Origin of the sequence: Cytobacillus firmus (genome assembly GCF_023715565.1) — a bacterium.
Lineage (GTDB): Bacteria > Bacillota > Bacilli > Bacillales > Cytobacillaceae > Cytobacillus > Cytobacillus firmus_C.
The window spans coordinates 59249-81190 of record NZ_JAMBOJ010000017.1; the positions used below are offsets into that span (position 1 = coordinate 59249).

Sequence of the window (21942 nt, forward strand, 5' to 3'; positions counted from 1 at the left end):
GCCGGTTTTTTAGCATTTATCCCGATCTTTCTTTTTATCTTTATCCCGGTTCATAAAAGGCAGCTCGTAAAATTTTCCGGCATTTAAATCACCAAACTCCATGCCGAATTCAACATTGGCTGCGTCTTTCCGCCCTGTTTTTCGTGGTTTATTTTGATCCACTAAGCTCTTCCCTCTCTCCCGTGCTTAGAGTTGCGGTTAGCCATTTTCATCGGATTTTCTCCCTGGCTGAATTCTGCGGAAAATTCAGATTCCTGAAGATTCTTCTTAGGCGTTTTGCTATATTTTTCAACAGCATTATACTCAGCTTTTCGCTTTGCCATCCCAATCTCCTCCTGAGAAAATTTCTTCGTGTTAAATTAATCTTCATGTTTTAACACAGGTTTATTTTTAGTAAAATAAACGGTTTCATTCCTCACTACGTCTTCCTTATTTTGCATTCATAAATTTTACTGCAGTGCAAAAAATAGAGTAAAAAGGAATGAGCCGCTATGAAAAATAAAAAGAAGTTAGATAAAAGCATTGGCATTAACGAGACCCTTCCACATCAAATTGACGCTCCTAGTTTTAAGGACACAGGCATGAAGCTTCAGCCTCCTTTCAGAAATTCTTTTGGCGTAACTATTGGGGACAGTCAGTATTCCTCAGATAATTCACCGCTTGAAAATTGGAGTGATGAAACAGACCCTGCAGTTATGGCTGGAGACGAATGGGTTCATCCTACAAACGATATCGGCTGGAACACAGCGGAAAACAAGGAACTCCTTGAAAGTAAAAAGCCGCCTCAAGCCTATCCTTTCATGCATCCGATTAAGGATGTCAGCCACGGAACAGATTGAAAAAAAGATCACAATGCCTCGAAAAAACTCATAAAAAAAGCAGTCCGGAAATACTATTAAGCCATTCTCTTTTGAGGTACCCGCACATATAAAAACACATATAAAAGCAGCTATAATAGCAGAGCAATTCGCATATGAATTCGCTCTGCTTTTTTGTTGTATTTCCAGTATTTATTAAAGGTAAAAGGTTTAAACTCGCAATCTAAATCCCATAATGTTTAGCATCAGCATAATTTTTATTATGCTCTTGCTAATTGAGGTGCGATTTTGTATGCTAAAAGAGTTTTGTTGAAGGAGTGATAAATTTGAATTTCCTTAAACCTAAAAATCTCAATTCTGAAAAAGTGGATTGGTTAGTATCTGAGAAATCGAGGACTATTGTTAAGCAGTATGCGGAGTATTCAGAACGCACTGAGAATGAAGTTATTGATTTTTTCTTAACCAACATTCTATTGGATGAAGACTTCATAACTTGGGTTAAGAAAAAACGCAATAATAAACGTCTTTTAACCCTACTTGGAATTGAAGACCCTTCGGAGGATTAAAATGACGAAAATTAAGCGTCTTTCTACCGATACAGATACCATTGTTAATGTATTGTCGCCAGTTTCCCAGGAGGAAATTTTGGATAGAATCAAGAACTATCCCTTAATGGACCCGAAGAAGTTTGCGAAGAGATATCATCATCACGTTTACCTCCCCAAGAGTTTTATCTGGAAAGGTAATCAGTACGACATACAATATAATTTTTGTATTAATCCCTATTGCAAGTGGTTCGGATTGCCTCAAAAGAGGTATGAAAATGTAAAAAACAAACCAAGCAGGTACAAATTAGGTGGTGCTGGGGATGAAAAGGATTTATTATGTAACCCAGACCCCGAAAAATCTGGACAAGGAATTTCTTTAGGATGTGGCTGCAAAACCGTATCAAATTGGTCTGTAGTTGAAGAGATTAAAAGGCTAATTACCTTAGAAACCTTGCAAGATGTAGAACCAGACTACGAGTTTCATAAAAGCGGCTGCATTTATTCGGATGAAACGCCCTTTGCCGATGCGGATTGTTTCAAGAAAAAAGGAATAAATAAAGCTAAAGCACAGAGATATCAATGTAAAAAATGCTTAAAAATTACTTCTGTAATGCCAAAGAGAAAGAATTCTACTACTTACCATCAAAAGCGAAATGATATTCTTTTGGATTTGGCAAAAGCAGTTGTAAACAAGGTTGCGATTAATAGAACTATCGAGATGTTGGATATTGGTGTGAAGACCTATTATGAGAAACTCGAATTGGTTTATAAAAGATGCCTTGAGTTTCTAGAGAGACATGAACAGAAGGCTTTTAAGAACCTAAATATTGGTGAGTGTTGGTTAAATACGGATAAAATGACATACCATCTTAGCAACGTCAGGAAAAAGGGGCATGGTAGGAAGTCTCCGGCAGAAAGAAGTGAGGAGTCAAAATTCCCAACACACATTGTCATCACTTCGGAAATGCAAAGTAGATATGTCTTCAGGGCTGATATAGCTTACGATTGGAATTTCTCTCTTGATGACCTAGCACTCGATACTGTTCTTTATAAAGATGACCATCTTCATGAATTGGCTAAAAAGAATGCAAGATTTAGAAGAGGTTTTACCTCCTATCCAATGCCACCCACCACCAATGACAATCAAAGCAAGGCAGAATACGAAAATGACCTTGATAAATTTGAAATCAGGAGTAAGTACGTAGATGGCATTCATGTCAACGCAACTTATACAACTCTTGCCCATTATTGGCTAATTAAAAACGCACTGAATGTACGTGAATGGAGAATTGTAACTGACGAGGACTATTCAATCCTAGCGGCAGTTTACAGAGTTTTTGCCGAAGAAATCAAAAGATACGATGGACATGTTTTCGTGTCAAAAGTTGATAAGGATAAATCATTAAGTCAAGCTATGACAGAGTACCATGATGCCAGAGAAGTGTTGTTTGAGTGGGCTGCTAGAAATGATATTAAATCAAGAAGTCTTAGAACTATTGCAGTTGAGTATATGTCCGAATTGCTAAAATACCATAAGTTTCACGAACTGTTACCTGACGGTAAGAATTACAAAAGAGCTAATAATCCATTGCTACATCCACTTGCATCAACGGATAACGGTTATCGTACTGTCGAATGTGTGACTGATGCATCCTCATACGAAAAACGAGATTTGGCTAGAATGTTGTTAGATGTAAATCACAATGCAACTGACGCGTTTATTCAATTAATAAGGAGAAGGCTATCTCCTTTAGAACGCCCTCTAGTTACTGCGAGAGGAGACGGCAAAAGTTACATTTATGCCAATTTTAATCCGGAATATGCCCAATACGCATTGACAATTTTAAGAGTTTACTTTAATTTCTGTTTGCCTTATAAAACAAAAGATGGAGAAAATCTAACACCGGCACAAAGACTGGGAATAACCGATAAAATATTTGAGCTCAAAGATATTATCTATATGCAATAAAGAACAGAAGTGAATTGAAAATAAACAGTTCAGTTTCGTAGTAAAAATAATAATGAGCAATGGAATTAGTTTTCCATTGCTCATTTTATCGCTAATTTACTGTCATTTATTAGGTTCCTTAAGTAGGACGGTAATTATCTCTGCAAGGACATCTACGGTTTTATATTCTTCCTCCAATGTGTTTTCGGGTCCACCAATTTCTAATAAAACTGAGTTCCCAAAAAGGTCTTGATTATAAGTATTTTGTTTTGGTGGATTGTCTTTAACAAAGACTCCTCTCGATAAGCCAGGATATTTTTCTTCAATTCTTTTATGCAAGATTTCAGCAAACTTAAAATTATCTTCGTAATTAATACTTGAACGAGATACTATAAACGCCATCCTTGGGTAATCTTTTCCGTTTAACTTGATGGTTGTTTCACTTCTTTTTCTTGAATCTCTGTGTATATCAAATACCATTTTAATGCTTTTATTGTTTTCCAGGGCGACTTTTAATGGCTCTCTTGAAACAGTATACGTTTCGCTAAAAGACAAGCTTTTTTCTTTTAAAATTGCTGTTATATTGGTTTTATCATGGATGGAATTAATACCTCTCTTTAACAATGATTGGCTTAATCTCTCACCAACTAATGTGATATTTTTTGTATCGTGAAAAGCTTGACTGGCATCACTTGTTTTAACTTCTGTGAAAAATGACTCTAAATTGTGTGATTGATATATATAAACTAAGGGTTCTTGCTCTTTAACTGAAGACAACGATTTTTCATCTCCAAGGGAAGAATAAAGATTGTTGGTAAGTATGTCTTTTCCGCCATAGAAGAAAAACCATGATATTGCTATAAGACACATTGCAATACTGGCTGAGGCAAAAGAAAATTGTTTAACTCTTCTTTTTTTATTTAATTTCTTTGCACTTATTCTAAGTTTATTAGAAGTATCTATTACAAACTCTTCTCTAGGGTTGAGTGGATACGATTCTTTAATTAGGTCAAACAAATCCTTATCAGTTTGCATTTCCAATAACCTCCTCTGCATCAATGTTTAATTTCTTTCTAAGTTCTTTTAAGGCTCTGTGATAATCTACCTTAACCTTTGAATCGCTGCATTGAAGGATTTCAGATGTCTCCTTTATTGAAAATTCGTTTATGCCTCTTAGTATGACTACCGCCCTAAAGTTTGGTTTTAACTTTGAAATTGCTTCATGAACCAGCCTTTTGGTTTCATTTTGTTCGATTAATTCATTAGGTTCTTTTTCAGTGGATACTATTTGTTTGAAAAATCCTTCCCCAAATATTGAACTAAATTTCTTCCTTCTGTGATGGTCAATGGCAGCATGTTTTGCAATTGAAAAAATCCATGTTTTTAAATTGCCGGTGTTAAAATTGGACCAATTGTTAAGTACACGAATAAACACTTCTTGAGTCAAGTCCTCTGCATCATTTTGATTTCCTGTAAAGCAAATAAGAAACCGATACACATCTAAATAGTGTTGACGATATGCTTCAATAATCCTGTCTTCTAAGTTCTCAAAATTAGGCAATCTTTTCCCCCCTCGTTATGTATTCATTTATTAATCGTTCGAGCATTAGAAAAGGTTACAAGTTTTTTATGTAATTGTTGCCAATGATAGGCTAATTGTTATATTAAAAATTCTTTACTAAAAAAAGACCCTCAAATGACGGTCTTTTATAATTAATTAGACATTTCCCAGAATCTTCTTGATACCATTTACTACATTCTTCAATTGTAAAAGATTTTCCTTCTTTTCACTAACCTTGCCGGTTTGAATTAAACAGTCTTGTTTTGAGAAGAGCTATTGTTCTTTCAAGATAAAAAAGCAGTGCGATTCTACATGTGAATTGCACTGCTTTTATAGATGTTTTTATATATTCTTTTATACCTGCGGGTACTCGAAAAGAGAACGGCTTAAAATACTATTCCGGGCTGCTTTTTTAGCCAATGATAACTCGCTCTTTTGGATAATGGTAATTTGGTTTTTTCTCTTTGCCGCCTATTATGAATAAGAATGAAGTTAAACCGATTCTGCCAATAAACATTAAGGCCATTATGATGCATTTCCCGATAATGGACAATTCAGGTGTAATTCCTAACGATAATCCTGTGGTCCCAAAAGCTGAGCAAACCTCGAAGATAATTTCAATAAGCTCCGCCTGCCTTTCTGTTATGCTTAAAATGACTACAGAGAAAAAACACATACCAATAGCAAGCAGCGTGATAGCAAGAGATTTCAGTACATCATCTTCATGAATTTCCCTTTTAAATATCTTTATATCCCGATTTCCTTTAGCAAAATGATAGATAAAAAGGATATTAACTGCAAAAGTCGTTGTCCTTATGCCCCCTCCGACAGAGCTTGGAGATGCCCCAATGAACATTAATATACTCATTATAATGAGTGTGGGCATTGTAAACTCATTTACATCCATGGTTGATAAACCGCCGCTCCGGGTGGTAGCAGATTGGAAGAATGCATAAAAGAAGCTTTCATGCCAGTCCATATTCTTAAAATATTGATTGAATTCCATAACAAGCAAAATAACAGTTCCAAATACAAGAAGTGCTGCATATGTAACAGTTGTCAGCTTGGCAAATAAAGAAAATTTGAAAGACTGTTCCTGATTCCATTTATTGCGGAACAGATATTCTTTTAATTCGATAAGAACAGGGAAGCCTATAGCTCCTAAAGTAATCAAGATAGCGTTGATCAGCTGCACGAAATAATCGCCTGCAAATGGTTTGAGAGAGGAACCTGTTATATCCATGCCTCCGTTAGTTGTAGCACTGACAGATGTGAACAGCGCATGCAGAAATGCGTCATCCCAAGAAGGATAATATTTAAGAAAATGAAAGCCTAATATGAGAGCACCCAGAGTTTCAATCACCAATATTATTTTAATGATTTCTTTAACTAAATTGACTAGTCCTGACAAGGCATATTGATTATGATCGACCATTATGAGGCGTCGCCCTCTTAATCCAATCCTGCGGCCCAGCAGTAGCCAGAAGAAAGTGCCCAACGCCATGATCCCTATTCCGCCAAACTGAAGTATGAACATAATAACAAAATATCCAAACACACTATAAGTATCTGATATATTTACTACTGTCAGTCCGGTTACACTGACAGCACTTACTGCAGTAAAGACAGTATCAATAAATGAAATCTCAACACCCGGCTTATGTACTGACGGTATACTTAATAAAAGTACCGATACAGATACTGCCAATAAATAATATCCGGATATTACTTGGGCAGGTTTTAGTTTATCCAGCCAATTTCTTATGTCTTTCCACATATAATACCTGTCCCCTTTAGAATTTTTCTATCCCTTATCATAATGAATATACCCTGTTTTTAAAAGAGATATTAGATAATTCGCAGGAAGTTTTTTATTTATATATAATAAAATCAAAAACAAAAGGGAGATTTGATATGCTGCTGCCTGATCTGGCTGAAAAAATCATAGCTGAAGTGCGTCAGTTTCTTCAGGAAGATATCATAGTTGCCAATACCTGCGGTGTGATCATTGCAAGCACAGACGCTGGCAGAATAGGCAATTTTCATGAAGGAGCTTTGCTTACTATAAAACATAAAGAAAAGCTGATTATTACCAAGAAAGATCAATCACGTCTTCAGGGTGTAAAAGCAGGCATTAACCTGCCGATTTTCTTCAAAGGGGAAACGGTTGGAGTGATTGGCATTACCGGTAATCCCGATGAGATTTCCCCATTTGCAGAAATCATCCGTAAGCTGACAGAGTTGTTTATCAGCGAAAGTTACTTTGCAGAGCAGCTCGATTGGCAGGCCCGCGCAATGGAAGGTTTTATGTTCGACTGGCTGCAGACGAAAGAGTGGGATCCTGCTTTTAAAGAACGTGCTCACCTGCTGAAGATAAATCTCTCAGTGGATAGGCAGGCATCGATCGCAGAATTCAGGCAAAATAACCAATTGCTACATCGTGATCTTTGGAATAGAATTTTATCCTGGAAGGAAGCAGGGCCCAATGATATTTTGATTCGCTGGGGAAATGATCGAATTGTCCTTTTAGCCGGGGTTTCATCAGCAGAAAAGGATCGCAGCATAAGAGAAAAAGTCACACGCTTCCATCGTTTTCTGGAAAACCTGCTCGCTGCCAAAGTTAGTGTCGGCACTGGAAAACCGTTGCCTCCCCTTAGTTTGTCCGAATCATTTATGCAGGCTGAACGAGCTTTAAAAATCGCAAAAGACCGGGGGAACATCATATTTGATCAGGATTTGACCATTGAAATGATATTTGATGATCTTTCTCCGGAAACTAAGAAGGACTTTATAGAAAGAACCATCGGCACATTTATGTATGAAGAGGATCTTATGGTTACCCTTAAGGAGCTATTCGGGCAAAATCACTCTTTGAAAAATACTGCTGAGGCTTTGCATATACATATTAACACCCTTCATTACAGACTCAAGAAAATATCAGAGCTATCAGGGCTTTATCCATCAAATTTGAATGATTTAATAAAATTATTCATAGCTGTAAAAATTTTGGAGGAAGGCACAAAAATCAATTAAAATACTCCTTAATTTTTGTATAATTATCTATAGCAGGGATTCCCTGCTTTTTTTTATACTTAAAGAATAGATATTGCCAGCCTGCTATTAAAGGAGAGGATCTATTTGGTTGACGTACAAATAAAAGAGAGATTTATCGCCATTGTCGGCGCAGAAAATTATGATGACTCTAAAGCTGGGCGCCTCGTTTATTCTTATGATGCTACCCCTAATTTCCAATCAATGCCAGATGCGGTGATCAGTCCCCGAAACGCTCAGGAAATTTCCCAGATCCTCAAAATTTGCAGCAGTAGAGGAATTCCAATCGTACCAAGAGGATCGGGCACCAATTTATGCGCAGGTACCTGTCCCACAGAAGGCGGAATTGTTCTCCTGTTTAAGCATATGAATAAAATTATTGAAATCGATGAAGAAAACCTGACAGCTACAGTACAGCCAGGTGTTATCACACTTGATTTGATTAATCAAGTTGAAGCAAGAGGGCTATTTTATCCCCCTGATCCAAGTTCAATGAAAATAAGTACAATCGGCGGAAACATCAATGAAAATTCAGGCGGACTCCGCGGATTGAAATATGGCGTTACAAGGGACTATGTGATGGGGCTGGAAGCTGTACTTGCGAACGGAGAAATTATCAGAACTGGTGGCAAGCTTGCAAAAGACGTGGCCGGATATGATTTTACCAGGCTGCTTGTTGGGTCTGAAGGAACTTTAGGGATTATCACAGAAGCGACATTAAAATTAATCCCACTTCCTGAATCAAAAAAAACAATGCTTGCTCTCTTTCAGGATCTGGAACAAGCTGCAAAATCCGTCTCAAAGATTATCGCGGGCAAAATCATTCCTGCCACTCTAGAATTTTTAGATCAGCCTACACTAAAAGCAGTAGAGGACTTCGCTCAAATCGGATTGCCAACAGATGTTAAAGCTGTACTTCTTATCGAACAGGATGGGCCGGTTGACGTTGTTGATAAGGATATGCAAAAAATGGCGGAAATCTGTCAGGAGCAAGGTGCTGTTTCAGTGCAGCTTGCAAAATCCGAACAGGAAGCCGAAGCTTTAAGAACTGCAAGACGTGCCGCCTTATCGGCTCTTGCACGCCTTAAGCCGACAACCATTCTTGAAGATGCTACAGTGCCAAGATCTGAAATTGCCAATATGGTAAAAGCCATAAACGAAATTTCTCAAAAATACGGGCTCTCCATCTGTACCTTTGGCCATGCAGGTGATGGAAACCTTCATCCGACATGCCCTGCAGACGCACGGGATAAAAATGAAATGGAACGGGTTGAAAAAGCGTTTGAAGAGATTTTTATCAAGGCGATCGAACTTGGAGGAACAATAACAGGGGAACATGGAGTAGGAGTCATGAAAGCTCCTTATCTTGAACTGAAACTGGGCCATGCAGGGATTGATGCCATGAAGGCTGTAAAGACTGGCTTAGACCCCAATAATATTCTTAATCCCGGCAAAATTTTTGCCAAGGACAACAGAAAACGTGTGGTGGTTACACAATGACAACATTAAAAGAACAGACAATCATTCAGGAAGAGTTTGTGAAGCGAATGGATGAAGATGAGCTCCTGAATTGCATGCGCTGTGGCTTTTGCCTTCCTTCATGCCCTACTTATGTCGAGTCTGGCTTTAAAGAAGCGCACTCACCAAGGGGAAGGATTGCATTAATGAAAGCTGTTGCTGACGGATTGATTGAACCGGATGAAGATGTTGAGAGATCACTTGATCTTTGCCTGGGCTGCCGTGCATGCGAGCCTGTATGCCCTTCAGGGGTAAAATATGGACACCTGCTGGAAGAAGCGAGGGATATCATTAACCAGAATAAGAAACACTCACTTCCGGTTAGGGCGGTTCGCAATTTGGTCTTTACAGGGCTTTTTCCCCATCAGAACAGAATGAGGGCAGCTGCAGGGCTTTTAGGCTTTTACCAACGTTCAGGCCTTCAGTCGGCCGCCAGAAAAACAGGGATGCTGAATTGGCTTCCCAAAAACCTCAGTACAATGGAAAAGGTGCTTCCTCAAGTGCCAAAATTAAAAGAAATGAAAAATAGGCCATCCCATTTACCGGCTGATAAGCCGGTAAAGAAAGCCGCTTTTTTCACCGGTTGCTTAATGGACACGATGTTCCTTGAAACTAATAATGCAACAATAAAGCTTCTCCAGCTTGCCGGATGTGAAATTCATATTCCACAAAATCAGGCTTGCTGCGGTGCTCTTCACGGTCATAGCGGTGAAAAGCAGACAGCTAAAGACCTGGCTAAACGGAACATAGAAGCTTTTGAAAAACTGGACGCTGACTATATCATCTCTAATGCAGGAGGATGCGGGGCATTTCTTATCGACTATGGCCACCTGCTCAAAGATGACCCGGAATGGCATGAAAGAGCCGTAAAGTTTTCAGAAAAACTTAAAGACATCAGCCAAATTCTATATGAACTTGAATTTCATAAAAAAGTTCATCTTGAGCTTCCTGGTCAGGTCGTAACCTATCAGGATTCATGCCATTTGCGCAATGTCATGAAAACCTCCGTAGCACCTCGAACCCTTCTGAATTCAATCAGAGGCATTGAATTCAGGGAAATGAAAGATGCAGACAGATGCTGCGGTTCTGCAGGTATTTATAATATTGTTGAATCTGAAATGTCTATGCAAATACTTGATCATAAAATGATTCAGGCCAAGTCAGCAAATGCTGCAGTAATTGTGACATCTAATCCAGGCTGTCTTCTGCAGATGAAGCTGGGGATCGAACGGGAAGGTTTGCAGCATAAGATTAAAGCGGTTCACATTGTAGACATTCTGTTAGAGGCAGTCATAGAAAAATAACCACACTGCTTATGCCGAAATATTACCACTTATGAAAACTCCTTTTTGATTTAAACTAGAAATACAGAGAAATGATAACTCTGTAAGACCAATAAAAAGGAGTTGAATATAATGGCAAGAAGCAGCAATAAGCTTTTAGTTCCTGGTATTGAACAATACATGGACCAGGTCAAATATGAAATTGCCCAGGAATTTGGTGTTCAATTAGGATCTGACACAGTATCCCGATCTAACGGATCTGTAGGCGGAGAAATTACTAAGCGGCTTGTTCAGCAAGCTCAAGCACAAATGTCCGGCCAGAATAATCAATAACAACTTTATATAAATGGAAAAAGTCCGGAGCCTGCTCCGGACTTTGATTTTATCTTTTTCCTTTTTCCTGGTGTTTCCCTTGTTTATTTCCTCTGTGATCATCTCGATGGTCCTTTTCTTTATGCTTTCCCCCTGGACCGTTCCCGCCTTTATTGTTCCAATTACCCTTATTACCTTTATCATCTTTATGATTTTTTTCAGATTGATTCCCTTTTTCATTGGCCCTGTGGCCGCTGTTAGGAGTATTTTGTTTATTTGGGGATTTCGCTCTATCTCCCTGGTTTTTCTTACCTTTATTATTATGTCTATCATCATGATTTTTCTCATGGTGATTGCCATTTCCATTGCTGTTATCAGCTTTATTATTTAGCTGTTTAGAATGCTTATTCTGATTCTCGGATTTTTTTATCTGCCCGGGAATAGCATTCTTTTCTTCTTTTTTATCTTTCTTTTTTAATTGGCTTTGAAATTTTTCAGCAGGTTTTTGCGGAGCAGTAGATGCTTTACCCGATTGTTTCTCTTTATTCACTGGTTCAGAAACTTTCTTATCGGCACTGTCAGCCTTAATTTTATTATCTTTATACAAACCAGGTGATAGCCCTTTGCCAATAGCTGCTTCTCTTTCCTCTTCACTTGCTTCCAGTAACGTTACCTCAAGCTCCTCTTTTTGTGCCGCTTTTTTTATATCTGCTAACTCTTTCTGAATGCGCTCATCCGCTTCTTTATCCTGTTTTGTATATACGGCAGCAATGACTACCTCTTTATTTTCCTTAAAATAGCCCTGCTTCTTTATCTGAAGGAGAATTTTGTCAGCCACTTCATGAATGCTGTTCTTTTTCCAGTTCTTGATATTCTGGATAATAAGTTTTCCTTCTTCATTATAAGGAGTGAGTTCTACTACCTGATATTCCTGATTGACCCCTAATTCAATACTCGGATTAACGTCTATTGACATATAAGCATACACTTCGTCGTTTTGCAAAAACGGCAGGAAAGACATGATTGCGAGTATCACCGCAAATGCTGCTGCCATTAATCCTTTTCCTCTGGATAATTTAAAAATAGATAGAGGACGCGACATTTTTCCGTTTTTCAGTTCTATTGGGAAGAAGACAATTTCCTGGCCTATTGCGTATGCCTGATCTTGTTTTCGGGCACGCAGAAATTCTCCTTCCGGGGTTAATAGTGTTAAAAAACGTTCGTTTATTTCCATGATTATACCTGTTTTCACGTTTCCAACACCCCTTTGATATAATCCTTTAAAAAGACATAATCGCCAGTTAATATCAATGATATGGCAATTATATATTTTCTATTTCTCTCTATTGTTTTTCTGCTTAAAGATACATAACCCTCCAGCTGCTTTATCGGCAGCTTTTTTTTGTCAAAAAGAATACTTTTGAGCTCTTCATTATCAACAAGAATTTTGGCTACAGTCATCGCATTTTTTCGCGCATCCGCATGTTTTGGGGATTGTTCAATCAGATCACTGAAGGTAAGGCCGAATTCCTGAAGAGTCTGCGTAAACTGGACAATTTCTTCTTTCCTCAGTTCTTCATCTGTTTTTTTTCTGTAGTCTTCAATTGATAACTCATCTTCTATTGCCGAGCTGGCAGTATCATCATCTTCCAGATTAGAGGCTCCATTAAAGCTGAGATTCTGAAATTTAGATTGCTTACGAATATAATCAATAACCCGCCTCTTAATCAGCACTTCAGAAAAACTGATGAGTGAACTTCCCTTATCAGGACTGTACTTTTGAATAGCTTCATTAAAAGCTATGAGGCCAATGCTAAATTCATCATCAGATTCATGAATATACCTCTTGCAGACTGATGATACTGTTTTAGCAATAAACGGCTTATATGACTCTATTAGCTCATTATTCAATGCTGCATTTCCCTGCTGTATTAATTTAACCGTTTCTTCGAGTGATTTTTTACGCTTTTTCGGCATAAATAATAAACCCAGCAATAGCCCCACCTCTTTTCAAAACACATTATATCATACAGCGTACAATCCGTATTTTGGGCAGGGCTATAAAAGCTTTAATACAATTAATTGAAACTCATATAATTTCACCTTATGAAAAGCGGCCGCTTGTTCATTACAACTGTACGGATTCATGGAAGGGATTTGTGGGGGTAATGTAAGAAAATAGTTAAAAAAAGAAAAAAGCTTCAGCACTACTAAACAGTTAGTGTGACAAAGCCTTTTTAATCAATAAAATTCAACTTTGAGTGGTTGGCTTTCTCCATTTCAGGATTAACCACCTGATTAGCAAGCCCGTTACTACACCCGGAATAACAAAGATCATAGGAAGAAAGACTGGCCCGAAAAAAATCCCAAACAATTTGAGTTTTGTTGAGTACATTAGTCCTACTGTGACAAAATAAGCACTGAATACAAAAGGAAGGAATGATAATTCTTCCTTTTCCGGCATAGCACTGCGGTATGCATCCCACATTGCAAACATGTAAAGACAAGGATAAAACATGAGCCACTGATAATTAAGAACATGAACAGCTTTTTCAATTTCGCCCATGAAACTATACATGATGGCCGAATTAAAGTGGCTGTATACATTAATGATAAATTCAAGGACGACAAACAATGTCCCTTTCCACAGCTGCCCTGCCAATAATTGGCTAAAACCCGGCAATGCAATACTCCAAAAAACCGCTTCTAGTTTACTGAGTTTTTTCATTTCATTACCACCAGCTACAAGTCGATACTTTTATTGTGCTCTGAATATTGGTCAATTATCAATTTATTTTCCAGATATTTTCCTAAAACACCATTTAAAATTATACTTCATCGTAAAAATAAGACCCCTTCATTAGAAGGAGCCTTCATCAGATCTAGGACTTATCATCCCGTTTCTGGTTTTTCTTGTCATCGTCATCTCTTTTTACAATGTTCAACAACTCTTCCAGCATGGCTGCCATATCATCTCTGCTGTAGGATTTGGCATCAGATGATTGAAGCTGTTTTTTGTCTTCGTCATTCACACGATTCCAGTTTTTCTCCACTCTTTCTTCTAGCAGGTAAGCTGGCACTAAGTGGCCATCCGGTGTTGCATACATTTTATTTAATCTCCGGGTATCCTTGTCAAACAAGCTATATACAACTGGTATGACAAATAGTGTCAGGAATGTACTGCTGATCAGCCCGCCAATAAGAGTAATGCCCATGGGCTGATTAATTTCTGTTCCTTCTCCAATGCCAAGTGCTAAAGGCACTAAGCCGAGTATAGTTGTTAAGGCTGTCATGAATATTGGCCTCGCACGGTCCTTAACTGAAATAATTATAGCATCGTAGCTCTTTAGACCCTGCTCTTTCTTTTGGTTAATATAATCAACAATGACTATGGCATTATTCACTACAATTCCAGCAAGCACAATAATCCCGATTATGGCTGTTAAACTAATAGGTGTCTGGGTTGCGGTAAGAGCAATTGCCACCCCTATCACCATGAGCGGCACAGTAAACATGATTACCAGAGGATACTTAAGTGATTCAAATTGAGCTGCCATGACAAGATAAATAAACACGATTGCCAGTACAAATGCCAGAATCAGGTCATCAATAGATGATTCCAGCAATTCCCTGTCACCGCTAAAAACGATTTCTGTTTCATCCGGCAATTTCAAATCGGCTATTTCTTTATCCACTTCTTTTGACATGGCACCCATGTTTGTAGAAGACTTGTACTTTAATGTGAATTGGACAGCATCCTGCTGATTAATCCGCTGAATATTTACCGGCCCTTCTCCGCGCTCAATACTGGCTACATCATTCAGAGCGGAATAATTGCCATCAGGCTTTTTAATAAGCAATTTCTTCAAATTCTCTATATCCTGTGTGACTTCCCGGTCGTACTCTACAAAGACCCCATATATATTGGATTCATCATCTATCATTTGTGTAGCACGATTGCCCCGGGTTGCGTCATTTACAGCGATGGCTACCTGGGCGGGAGCCAAACCCTCTTCAAGAGCCTTTTCACGGTCCACAGTTATCTGAACTTCTTCAACGGTATCCATGAGATCAGTCGACAATTCGGTTACATCCTCAAGGTCCTTCAATGCATTATAGATTTTATCAACATTCACCTTTAAACGGTTGGGATCTGTGTCCTTCACACTAAAGGTCAGTGTATTCGGTGATGTACCTGCTGTCGACTGTGTATTAAATGAGAGCTCTGCAGTTTCATTAACCTTTGATGCAGCACTTTCCAGATCCTTTTTTACCTCATCGACAAATTCAAAGGTAGACCTTTCCCGTTGGTCCAGCTCTTTCATTTTGATATACAATTCAGCGATATTAGCATTTTTTGAGCCCCGGAAGGACCCTTCCTGTGTAGTTCCAATGAGACTGACAAATGTATCTACATCTTCTTCATCCTTTAATTCTTCCTCTAAAGCAGATACAGCCTTTTCTGTTTCTGAAAGTGCGATTCCGTTCTCAAGCTCCATACGCACCGTAAAAAAGCCCTCATCTGCATTTGGCAGAAATTGTGTGCCTACTGTGGTCAATCCAAAGCTGCCCGCTGCCAATAACAGCATGGTAATTGCTATTACCGCTGCACGATTCCTTAATGACCACTTTATTGAGTTTTCAAGTGATCGCATTAAGCCTGTTTCCTGCCTTTTTGCCTCCGTGTTTGTTCTTGGAGTCTTCAGCAGCCTGCTCGCAAGCATTGGCACTATTGTCAGGGCAACAACCAGAGATGCAAATAAACTAAAGGAAATGGTCAGTGCAAACTCCTTAAACAATTCACCGATTATTCCAGTGATAAATACTACAGGAAGGAACACGGCAACTGTCGTCAGGGTGGAAGCCGTAATTGCACCTCCCACTTCTTTTGCCCCGACACTTGCCGCTGTTTTCGGATCTTTCCCCATTGATAAGTGGCGGTAAATATTCTCAATAACCACGATGGAATTATCCACCAGCATACCTATTCCAAGCGCCAATCCGCCAAGAGTCATAATATTTAGGGTGAAATCGAAAAAATACATTAACACAAATGTGAAAATAACTGAATAAGGAATAGAGCTTCCAATGATGAGCGGACTTTTGACATTTTTCAAAAAGAAAAACAGGACAACCATTGCAAAAATACCGCCAAGAATCAGTGAATTTGAGATATTTCCTATTGCAAGACTTATGTAATCTCCCTGATCGAAAAGAATTTCAGATTCAATATTTTCAAACTGTTCCTTTTCAAGCAGATTATCCAATTGCTTAATAAATTGATCTGAAACCTCCGCAGTGTTAGCATCGGACTGCTGAAGGACACTCAGTAAGACAGATGGAGCCTGGTTTGTGCGCGTGATGGTGCGATCATCCTGGCTGGCCAGCTGAACCTCTGAAATATCATCAAGGCTTACTTTATTACCTGTTGCAGGGTCTGCTGTTACCGTAAGTTTTTTCAGTGTATCCAGGGAATCAATGGAGCTGATAATTCTGGTAGTCAGCTCTTTTCCCTCAGTCAATACAGGATCACCCGGCATTGATATATTATTGGATTCTATTACATCCACAACATCCGCCTGGCTAAGTTTGAAATCTTTCAGCTTTTCCTGGTCCAATTCCACTCTAACTTCCTTAATCGCAGTTCCTGAGAGATTTACGCTTGCTACTCCTTCCACTTTAGATAGCTCGAGGTTCAGTTCTTCCGCAAGCTTTCTTAATGCTTCAGGCTTCTCATCTGCACTAAGTGATAATTGAATAATCGGAAACTGAGCAGGATCAAGCTTCATAAATCTCGGTTTATCAGCTTCATCAGGAAGCTGTGTCTGATCCAGTCTTTGAAAGACCTCACTTTGTATTTCATCAATATCAGTAGTCCAGGAAAATTGCATCAAAATGAAGTTTGCACTCTCCTGTGAGGTAGAGGTCAAGGTCTTAATCCCCGGCAGTGTTGCCAGATTTTCCTCAAGCGGCTTTGTTACTTTTTCCACCACTTCATCGGGACTTGCTCCAGGATACGAAGTGACTACTACTCCTACAGGAGGATTAAGATCTGGTATGAGTTTTAATGGAATATTTAAGAGGGAGACTACCCCTAAAATAAGCACTAAGAACATCGTAACCAATGTGAAAATTGGCCTTCTGATTGAAAAATCGCTTATTCGCACACATTCTGCTCCTTTCGATGACTGTATGAGGTAATCTGTGATCGATGCATGTAGACAATAACATATTTTAACTATATTAAAGCAGCTTTTGCGATGCAAGCAATCAGTGTGATGTCATTATTATTATAAAAATTACATCAGCTCTTAATTCACAGAAAAAAGCAGCCTAAGCAGCTGCTTTTCACTATAATTTTTCGATTTTAAAACCAGTAAATCCATAGATAATGGTGATTACAGGACTGAACAGACAGAATAATGCAAATGGCAGATAAGCTGTTGTTTCTACACCTAAGACACCTGTCAGAAATACTCCGCATACACTCCATGGAACTAACGGGTTTACTACCGTACCCGCATCTTCAAGTATTCTGGAAAGATTCTTTGGATGCAGCCCGGCTTTTTCAAAGGGCTCTCTGAAAGCATTTCCTGTTAAGAGAATTGACAGGTACTGTTCGCCAAGCAGGAAATTAATCCCGACTGCTGTTCCTGCAGCTGCTGCAACTAGAGCAGAAACCCGATTCAAAAGTCCTTTCATACCTTCCAGCAGAGCCGGAAGGATGCCAAGCTTAAAGAATAAACCGCCCATAGAAAGCGCAAGTAATACCAAAGAAATTGAAAACATCATGCTTTCCATGCCCCCTCTAGATAACAGGGCGTCCACTTCCTCTGAACCGCTATTTGACGCATATCCCGAAAACAGCAGTGTCATAACTTTTTCGAGGCCGAAGCTGCTTTGGACGATAATTGCTAAGATTATTGCAGAAACAATGCCAGCAGACAGCGTAATGATAGCTGATACTTTTTTAATGGCCATTATTGTCAAAATCACAAACGGAACCAGAGAGTACCAATGGACTAACCCCTCATCCAGCAAAGTTTTTTTCAGCTGGGCAATCTTTGCGAAATCAGTCGCTGCATCTGATGGTGAAAGGAAAGCAAAAATCGCCAGTGAAATGATAAACGAAGGAATGGTTGTCCAGGCCATCGTCTTAATATGCTCAAATAAATCAACCTTAACTGTCGATGCTGCCAGGTTTGTTGTATCGGAGAGAGGTGACATCTTATCTCCAAAAAATGCGCCGGAAATAACTGCACCAGCCGTAATTGCATCCGAGAGTTCCAGAGCGGAACTCACCCCCATAAAGGCCACTCCCAATGTAGCAGCTGTTGTAAGTGAGCTTCCTATGCTCATGCCGATCACAGATGCTACCACAAATACAATGGCATAAAAAAACTTTCCATTTACTGCTTCCAAAGCCATGTAAATAAATGTAGGAATCGTGCCGCTAGCCATCCAGCTGCTTATCAGCATTCCGATTAAAAAGAAAATGAAAATTGCCCCTAATCCGGACTGGGCACCTTCAATAAGCCCCTTTTCCAACTGTGTTATAGAAACTTTTTTAAATAACCCGTAAGCTATTAACCCCATTAACGCTAAAACAACCGGAATATGGGGAACTGCCCCGGCAAAAATAATAGAATAGCTGATACCGCCTAAAATTATGAGTGTGACAATGAGTGCCTCCAGCGGCTTTATATTTAATGCCTGATCATGATGCATAATGTATTCCTCCTAAATTTGCCTGTAATTTATACAAACAAAAAGAGCCCTCTCGCCTATAGGGACGAATGAGCTCCGCGGTACCACCCTAATTGATAAGCTAACGCTGCTTACCCACTTAAAAAGTATTGTCCATATTGGTTGCAGTTGTATTTCGACCATTGCTGCCTGGATTTTCATCAGCCATCCAGTTTCTATTTGCTGCCGGCAATTACTCTACTTATGCTGCGGACAAGATTTTTTATTGAGATTACACTTTCTACTTTTTAACTTAGACGCTTTTTAGCGTTAAAGTATATGTGTTAATACTATATTATCAATTGATAGATATGTCAATAGTAATGAGGAAGGAATAAATGGAAAGCTAAAACGACCCATTAAGGGCCGCCAGCTTTATTCCGAGTCCATCGGATTATATAGTTTTACATCAGGATTTTTTTCCTGGAACCATCTGAGGGCAAAGTCATTTTCAAATAGAAAGACATTTTTGCCGTATCTGTCTTTAACAAGGAGACTTCTCCCGCTGGAAAGGTTCTCGTTGACCTCATCCCCTTCTACCCAGCGTGCGATCTTGGAGCCCTGCCTTTCCATATACACTTCTGTGTTATATTCATTTTTCATGCGGTGTTCAAAAACTTCAAACTGAAGCTGTCCCACTGCACCCAGGAGGTATTCTTCCATTTTAACTGTCTTAAACAGCTGGATGGCACCTTCCTGAACCAGCTGCTGAATACCTTTATGGAAATGTTTTTGCTTCATGACATTTTTAGCTGTAACTTTAACAAAAAGCTCAGGTGTAAATTGAGGAAGACGTTCATATTGGAAGTTATTTTTTCCTGCTGTTAATGTATCGCCTATTTGATAAGTTCCTGGATCATAAATTCCGATGATATCTCCGCTTACTGCCGAATCAACCGTACTTCTGTCATCTGCCATGAATTGAGTGGACTGCGCTAGCTTAATGGACTTGCCGATTCTAGGTATATTCACAGCCATGCCCCGCTCAAATTGGCCTGAACAAATTCTTAGGAATGCAATCCTGTCGCGATGTGCAGGGTTCATATTGGCCTGGATTTTAAATATAAAACCAGAGAATTCTTCTGAAAGCGGATCAATTTCCCCTGCAGTCGAATTTCTCGGCTGCGGCGGCGGTGCAAATTGCAGGTAAGACTCAAGGAAAGTCTGTACACCAAAGTTGGTCAGTGCGCTTCCAAAAAACACAGGTGTCAGTTCTCCATTTGCAATTCTCTCTCTTGAAAACTCATTGCCTGCTTCATTTAACAGCATAATCTCTTCAAGCGTTTGTTCATATAGTCCAGAATCCTTAATGGAATGGTTGCCCTCTATTTCACCTTCCTGATTTAAGGAAATAAAGCGGTCCTCTTCCTCTACTCTGAATTGCTCTATTCGATTATTAAACCGATCATAAATCCCCAGGAATTCTTTTCCCATCCCAATAGGCCAGTTCATTGGGTATGATTCAATTCCCATAACCTCTTCCAATTCAGCAAGGAGCTCAAGGGGTGCTTTTCCCTGACGGTCAAGCTTATTCATAAAAGTAAATATCGGAATTCCTCTCATGCGGCAGACCTTGAATAATTTAAGTGTCTGCTCCTCGATCCCTTTAGCTGAGTCGATAATCATAACGGCACTGTCAACGGCTGTCAGCGTGCGATATGTATCTTCACTGAAATCCTGGTGACCAGGCGTATCTAAAATATTTACACGTGCTCCCTCATATTCAAACTGCATCACACTGGAGGTTACAGAAATACCACGTTGCTTCTCAATCTCCATCCAGTCACTTGTCGCATATTTGCCTGTCTTCTTCCCTTTAACTGTACCTGCATCACGAATGGCACCACCGAATAATAAAAGCTTTTCGGTAAGCGTCGTTTTACCGGCATCCGGATGGGAAATAATCGCAAACGTGCGGCGGGATAAAACTTCTTCTTCAAAATTTTTGGGCATAATCGTTCCTCACTTACTTATATGAAAATTTGTCGATCAAGCAATCAATGTGTCACTTAATTATTGCAATACCTTCAATTTTATCGCTCTCAAGTCAAGTTTGCAACGCATTTAAGATTGCATATTTCTTTTTATTACTCTTTTTGAGGCTTATAATAGGGAAACTAAATGTAAAAAAGGAGGTTAAAAATGGACACAATTACTCATACTTTATTTGGCTTGAGCCTATATGGCGCAGTTGATAAACATAGAATGGATAAGAACTCCAGAAGAGCATACCTGCTAACCGCTGTAGGGGCAAGTCAAATTCCCGACATTGATGTCATCTCGCGCTTCTGGGATACAGAAGGACTTTATCAAATGTGGCACAGGGGAATTACCCATTCTGTTTTCCTGACTCCGGTTTGGGCTCTGCTGTTTTTGCTGCTGTCCTTCCTGCTTTTCAGAGTCAAGGATAAGAAGATTTTTCTGCTGGGGTGGCTTGCAGTTTTCATACATAATACCAGCGATTTATTTAATGCATGGGGCACAGGTTACTTGGAGCCATTTTCAACTATTAGGGTTACTTTTGGTACGATACCAATTGTTGATTTAGTGTTCTGGATTATTATCGGAACAGCTTTTTTCTTTTCGAAAAGGAATAAGTCTAAATCCACTTACTATTTTAAATTAGCATGGGCTTTTATGCTTCTTCATCTGGTAATTCAAAGCACACAGGGATATCTCATTTATAAACAGTATGATGATTACTATGAACAAGTTGCACTATCCGCAGATTTTATCCCGTGGTCTTATTCCGTTATCACAAAGAAAGATGACGAAGTGACCATATTCAATGATACTCTTTTCACCGAAAAGAGAACCCAATATGTGCTTCAATCAAAAGAAACAGCGGATTTGGACAAGTTGTTTTCGCAAGCTCCTGAAGCTAAAACTCTTTATGAATGGTCCCCGTTTGTGGTTCTCGTTGATGATGATGAAAGGCTGGGACTCTACGATCCCCGTTTTTACAGGAACGGCCAGTCATTCTTATTCGAATATATTGAAAAAAATACGGAAAGATGAGCACTGTGCTCATCTCAGTTTGTAGACAAAAGGGGTTCGGAATAGTCTCATTCCGGACCTCTTTTTTGAATTTTATTGGCTTTGAAGCATTTTCAGATGATGATAGACCTCTCCGAGGTCATCTTCTAGGCCATTTCTG

19 protein-coding genes are annotated in these 21942 nt (G+C 39.1%); 8 read left to right on the forward strand and 11 right to left on the reverse strand.

Annotated elements, in window-relative coordinates:
• Positions 1 to 9 precede the first annotated feature (9 nt).
• Entirely contained in the window at positions 10 to 162 is a 153-nt protein-coding gene (locus M3205_RS08985) for a hypothetical protein (protein WP_251169579.1), read from the reverse strand.
• Entirely contained in the window at positions 162 to 323 is a 162-nt protein-coding gene (locus tag M3205_RS08990) for a hypothetical protein (RefSeq protein ID WP_166672519.1), read from the reverse strand. Before M3205_RS08990 ends, M3205_RS08985 begins: the two co-directional genes overlap by 1 nt.
• Positions 324 to 491: 168 nt before the next feature.
• Here M3205_RS08990 and M3205_RS08995 point away from each other — a divergent pair, with 168 nt between their 5' ends.
• The 3 genes from M3205_RS08995 (at position 492) to M3205_RS09005 (ending at position 3335) form a co-directional block, all read left to right on the forward strand.
• On the forward strand, positions 492 to 839 hold the full coding sequence (locus tag M3205_RS08995; protein ID WP_251169580.1) for a DUF3905 domain-containing protein: 348 nt from the start codon (positions 492 to 494) through the stop codon (positions 837 to 839).
• A gap of 305 nt (positions 840 to 1144) precedes the next feature.
• Positions 1145 to 1384 (forward strand): hypothetical protein, encoded by a 240-nt coding sequence (locus tag M3205_RS09000; protein ID WP_095242945.1) that lies wholly within the window; start codon positions 1145 to 1147, stop codon positions 1382 to 1384.
• Between the two features lies 1 nt (position 1385).
• Positions 1386 to 3335, forward strand: a complete 1950-nt coding sequence (locus tag M3205_RS09005) for an insertion element protein (RefSeq protein WP_095242946.1) — start codon at positions 1386 to 1388, stop codon at positions 3333 to 3335.
• Positions 3336 to 3437: 102 nt separating this feature from the next.
• On the opposite strand, the gene M3205_RS09010 is transcribed toward M3205_RS09005, so the two are convergent.
• The 3 genes from M3205_RS09010 to M3205_RS09020 all read right to left on the reverse strand — a co-directional run bounded on the left by M3205_RS09010 (position 3438) and on the right by M3205_RS09020 (position 6652).
• The gene (locus M3205_RS09010) at positions 3438 to 4349 is read right to left on the reverse strand and encodes a stage II sporulation protein P (protein ID WP_179288943.1); all 912 of its coding nucleotides are present in this window, start codon (positions 4347 to 4349) and stop codon (positions 3438 to 3440) included.
• Complete coding sequence (locus M3205_RS09015; protein WP_095242948.1) at positions 4339 to 4875, reverse strand: RNA polymerase sigma factor; 537 nt, start codon at positions 4873 to 4875, stop codon at positions 4339 to 4341. The genes M3205_RS09010 and M3205_RS09015 overlap by 11 nt, the downstream gene beginning before the upstream one ends.
• Before the next feature lie 412 nt (positions 4876 to 5287).
• Positions 5288 to 6652, reverse strand: coding sequence for a TrkH family potassium uptake protein (locus M3205_RS09020; protein ID WP_251169582.1), 1365 nt, complete (start codon positions 6650 to 6652; stop codon positions 5288 to 5290).
• Between the two features lie 137 nt (positions 6653 to 6789).
• Here M3205_RS09020 and M3205_RS09025 point away from each other — a divergent pair, with 137 nt between their 5' ends.
• From M3205_RS09025 to M3205_RS09040, 4 genes are all read left to right on the forward strand, one after another.
• Positions 6790 to 7908, forward strand: a complete 1119-nt coding sequence (locus M3205_RS09025; protein WP_251169583.1) for a CdaR family transcriptional regulator — start codon at positions 6790 to 6792, stop codon at positions 7906 to 7908.
• 105 nt (positions 7909 to 8013) lie between these two features.
• Positions 8014 to 9426 carry a glycolate oxidase subunit GlcD gene (gene glcD, locus M3205_RS09030; protein ID WP_251169584.1) on the forward strand — a complete coding sequence of 471 codons (1413 nt, stop codon included), beginning with the start codon at positions 8014 to 8016 and terminating at the stop codon, positions 9424 to 9426.
• Positions 9423 to 10748: a (Fe-S)-binding protein gene (locus M3205_RS09035; RefSeq protein WP_251169585.1), complete on the forward strand. Its 1326-nt coding sequence runs from the start codon at positions 9423 to 9425 to the stop codon at positions 10746 to 10748. The genes glcD and M3205_RS09035 overlap by 4 nt, the downstream gene beginning before the upstream one ends.
• Positions 10749 to 10859: 111 nt before the next feature.
• Complete coding sequence (locus M3205_RS09040) at positions 10860 to 11060, forward strand: alpha/beta-type small acid-soluble spore protein (protein ID WP_095244001.1); 201 nt, start codon at positions 10860 to 10862, stop codon at positions 11058 to 11060.
• Positions 11061 to 11109: 49 nt separating this feature from the next.
• Here M3205_RS09040 and M3205_RS09045 read toward each other — a convergent pair whose 3' ends face one another.
• The 6 genes from M3205_RS09045 to M3205_RS09070 form a co-directional block, all read right to left on the reverse strand.
• The gene (locus tag M3205_RS09045; protein ID WP_251169586.1) at positions 11110 to 12291 is read right to left on the reverse strand and encodes an anti-sigma-I factor RsgI family protein; all 1182 of its coding nucleotides are present in this window, start codon (positions 12289 to 12291) and stop codon (positions 11110 to 11112) included.
• The gene (gene sigI / locus M3205_RS09050; RefSeq protein WP_396105445.1) at positions 12288 to 13016 is read right to left on the reverse strand and encodes an RNA polymerase sigma factor SigI; all 729 of its coding nucleotides are present in this window, start codon (positions 13014 to 13016) and stop codon (positions 12288 to 12290) included. The genes M3205_RS09045 and sigI overlap by 4 nt, the downstream gene beginning before the upstream one ends.
• Positions 13017 to 13290: 274 nt before the next feature.
• Positions 13291 to 13767 (reverse strand): hypothetical protein, encoded by a 477-nt coding sequence (locus M3205_RS09055; protein ID WP_095243998.1) that lies wholly within the window; start codon positions 13765 to 13767, stop codon positions 13291 to 13293.
• A gap of 154 nt (positions 13768 to 13921) precedes the next feature.
• Positions 13922 to 17206, reverse strand: a complete 3285-nt coding sequence (locus M3205_RS09060; RefSeq protein WP_251169588.1) for an efflux RND transporter permease subunit — start codon at positions 17204 to 17206, stop codon at positions 13922 to 13924.
• Between the two features lie 184 nt (positions 17207 to 17390).
• On the reverse strand, positions 17391 to 18767 hold the full coding sequence (nhaC, locus tag M3205_RS09065) for a Na+/H+ antiporter NhaC (RefSeq protein WP_251169589.1): 1377 nt from the start codon (positions 18765 to 18767) through the stop codon (positions 17391 to 17393).
• A 393-nt stretch (positions 18768 to 19160) separates the two neighbouring features.
• Positions 19161 to 20738, reverse strand: a complete 1578-nt coding sequence (locus tag M3205_RS09070; RefSeq protein ID WP_251169590.1) for a peptide chain release factor 3 — start codon at positions 20736 to 20738, stop codon at positions 19161 to 19163.
• Positions 20739 to 20927: 189 nt separating this feature from the next.
• On the opposite strand from M3205_RS09070, the gene M3205_RS09075 reads away from it, so the two are divergent.
• Positions 20928 to 21803, forward strand: a complete 876-nt coding sequence (locus tag M3205_RS09075; RefSeq protein WP_251169591.1) for a metal-dependent hydrolase — start codon at positions 20928 to 20930, stop codon at positions 21801 to 21803.
• Positions 21804 to 21942: the final 139 nt, after the last annotated feature.

What these genes read in the sequence shown, in the direction of transcription:
- M3205_RS08990 (WP_166672519.1), bottom strand. Translation starts at nt 323, where the DNA reads ATGGCAAAGCGAAAAGCTGAGTATAATGCTGTTGAAAAATATAGCAAA.
- M3205_RS08995 (WP_251169580.1), top strand. Translation starts at nt 492, where the DNA reads ATGAAAAATAAAAAGAAGTTAGATAAAAGCATTGGCATTAACGAGACC.
- M3205_RS09005 (WP_095242946.1), top strand. Translation starts at nt 1,386, where the DNA reads ATGACGAAAATTAAGCGTCTTTCTACCGATACAGATACCATTGTTAAT.
- M3205_RS09010 (WP_179288943.1), bottom strand. Translation starts at nt 4,349, where the DNA reads ATGCAAACTGATAAGGATTTGTTTGACCTAATTAAAGAATCGTATCCA.
- M3205_RS09020 (WP_251169582.1), bottom strand. Translation starts at nt 6,652, where the DNA reads ATGTGGAAAGACATAAGAAATTGGCTGGATAAACTAAAACCTGCCCAA.
- M3205_RS09025 (WP_251169583.1), top strand. Translation starts at nt 6,790, where the DNA reads ATGCTGCTGCCTGATCTGGCTGAAAAAATCATAGCTGAAGTGCGTCAG.
- M3205_RS09035 (WP_251169585.1), top strand. Translation starts at nt 9,423, where the DNA reads ATGACAACATTAAAAGAACAGACAATCATTCAGGAAGAGTTTGTGAAG.
- M3205_RS09040 (WP_095244001.1), top strand. Translation starts at nt 10,860, where the DNA reads ATGGCAAGAAGCAGCAATAAGCTTTTAGTTCCTGGTATTGAACAATAC.
- sigI (WP_396105445.1), bottom strand. Translation starts at nt 13,016, where the DNA reads ATGCCGAAAAAGCGTAAAAAATCACTCGAAGAAACGGTTAAATTAATA.
- M3205_RS09055 (WP_095243998.1), bottom strand. Translation starts at nt 13,767, where the DNA reads ATGAAAAAACTCAGTAAACTAGAAGCGGTTTTTTGGAGTATTGCATTG.
- nhaC (WP_251169589.1), bottom strand. Translation starts at nt 18,767, where the DNA reads ATGCATCATGATCAGGCATTAAATATAAAGCCGCTGGAGGCACTCATT.
- M3205_RS09070 (WP_251169590.1), bottom strand. Translation starts at nt 20,738, where the DNA reads ATGCCCAAAAATTTTGAAGAAGAAGTTTTATCCCGCCGCACGTTTGCG.
- M3205_RS09075 (WP_251169591.1), top strand. Translation starts at nt 20,928, where the DNA reads ATGGACACAATTACTCATACTTTATTTGGCTTGAGCCTATATGGCGCA.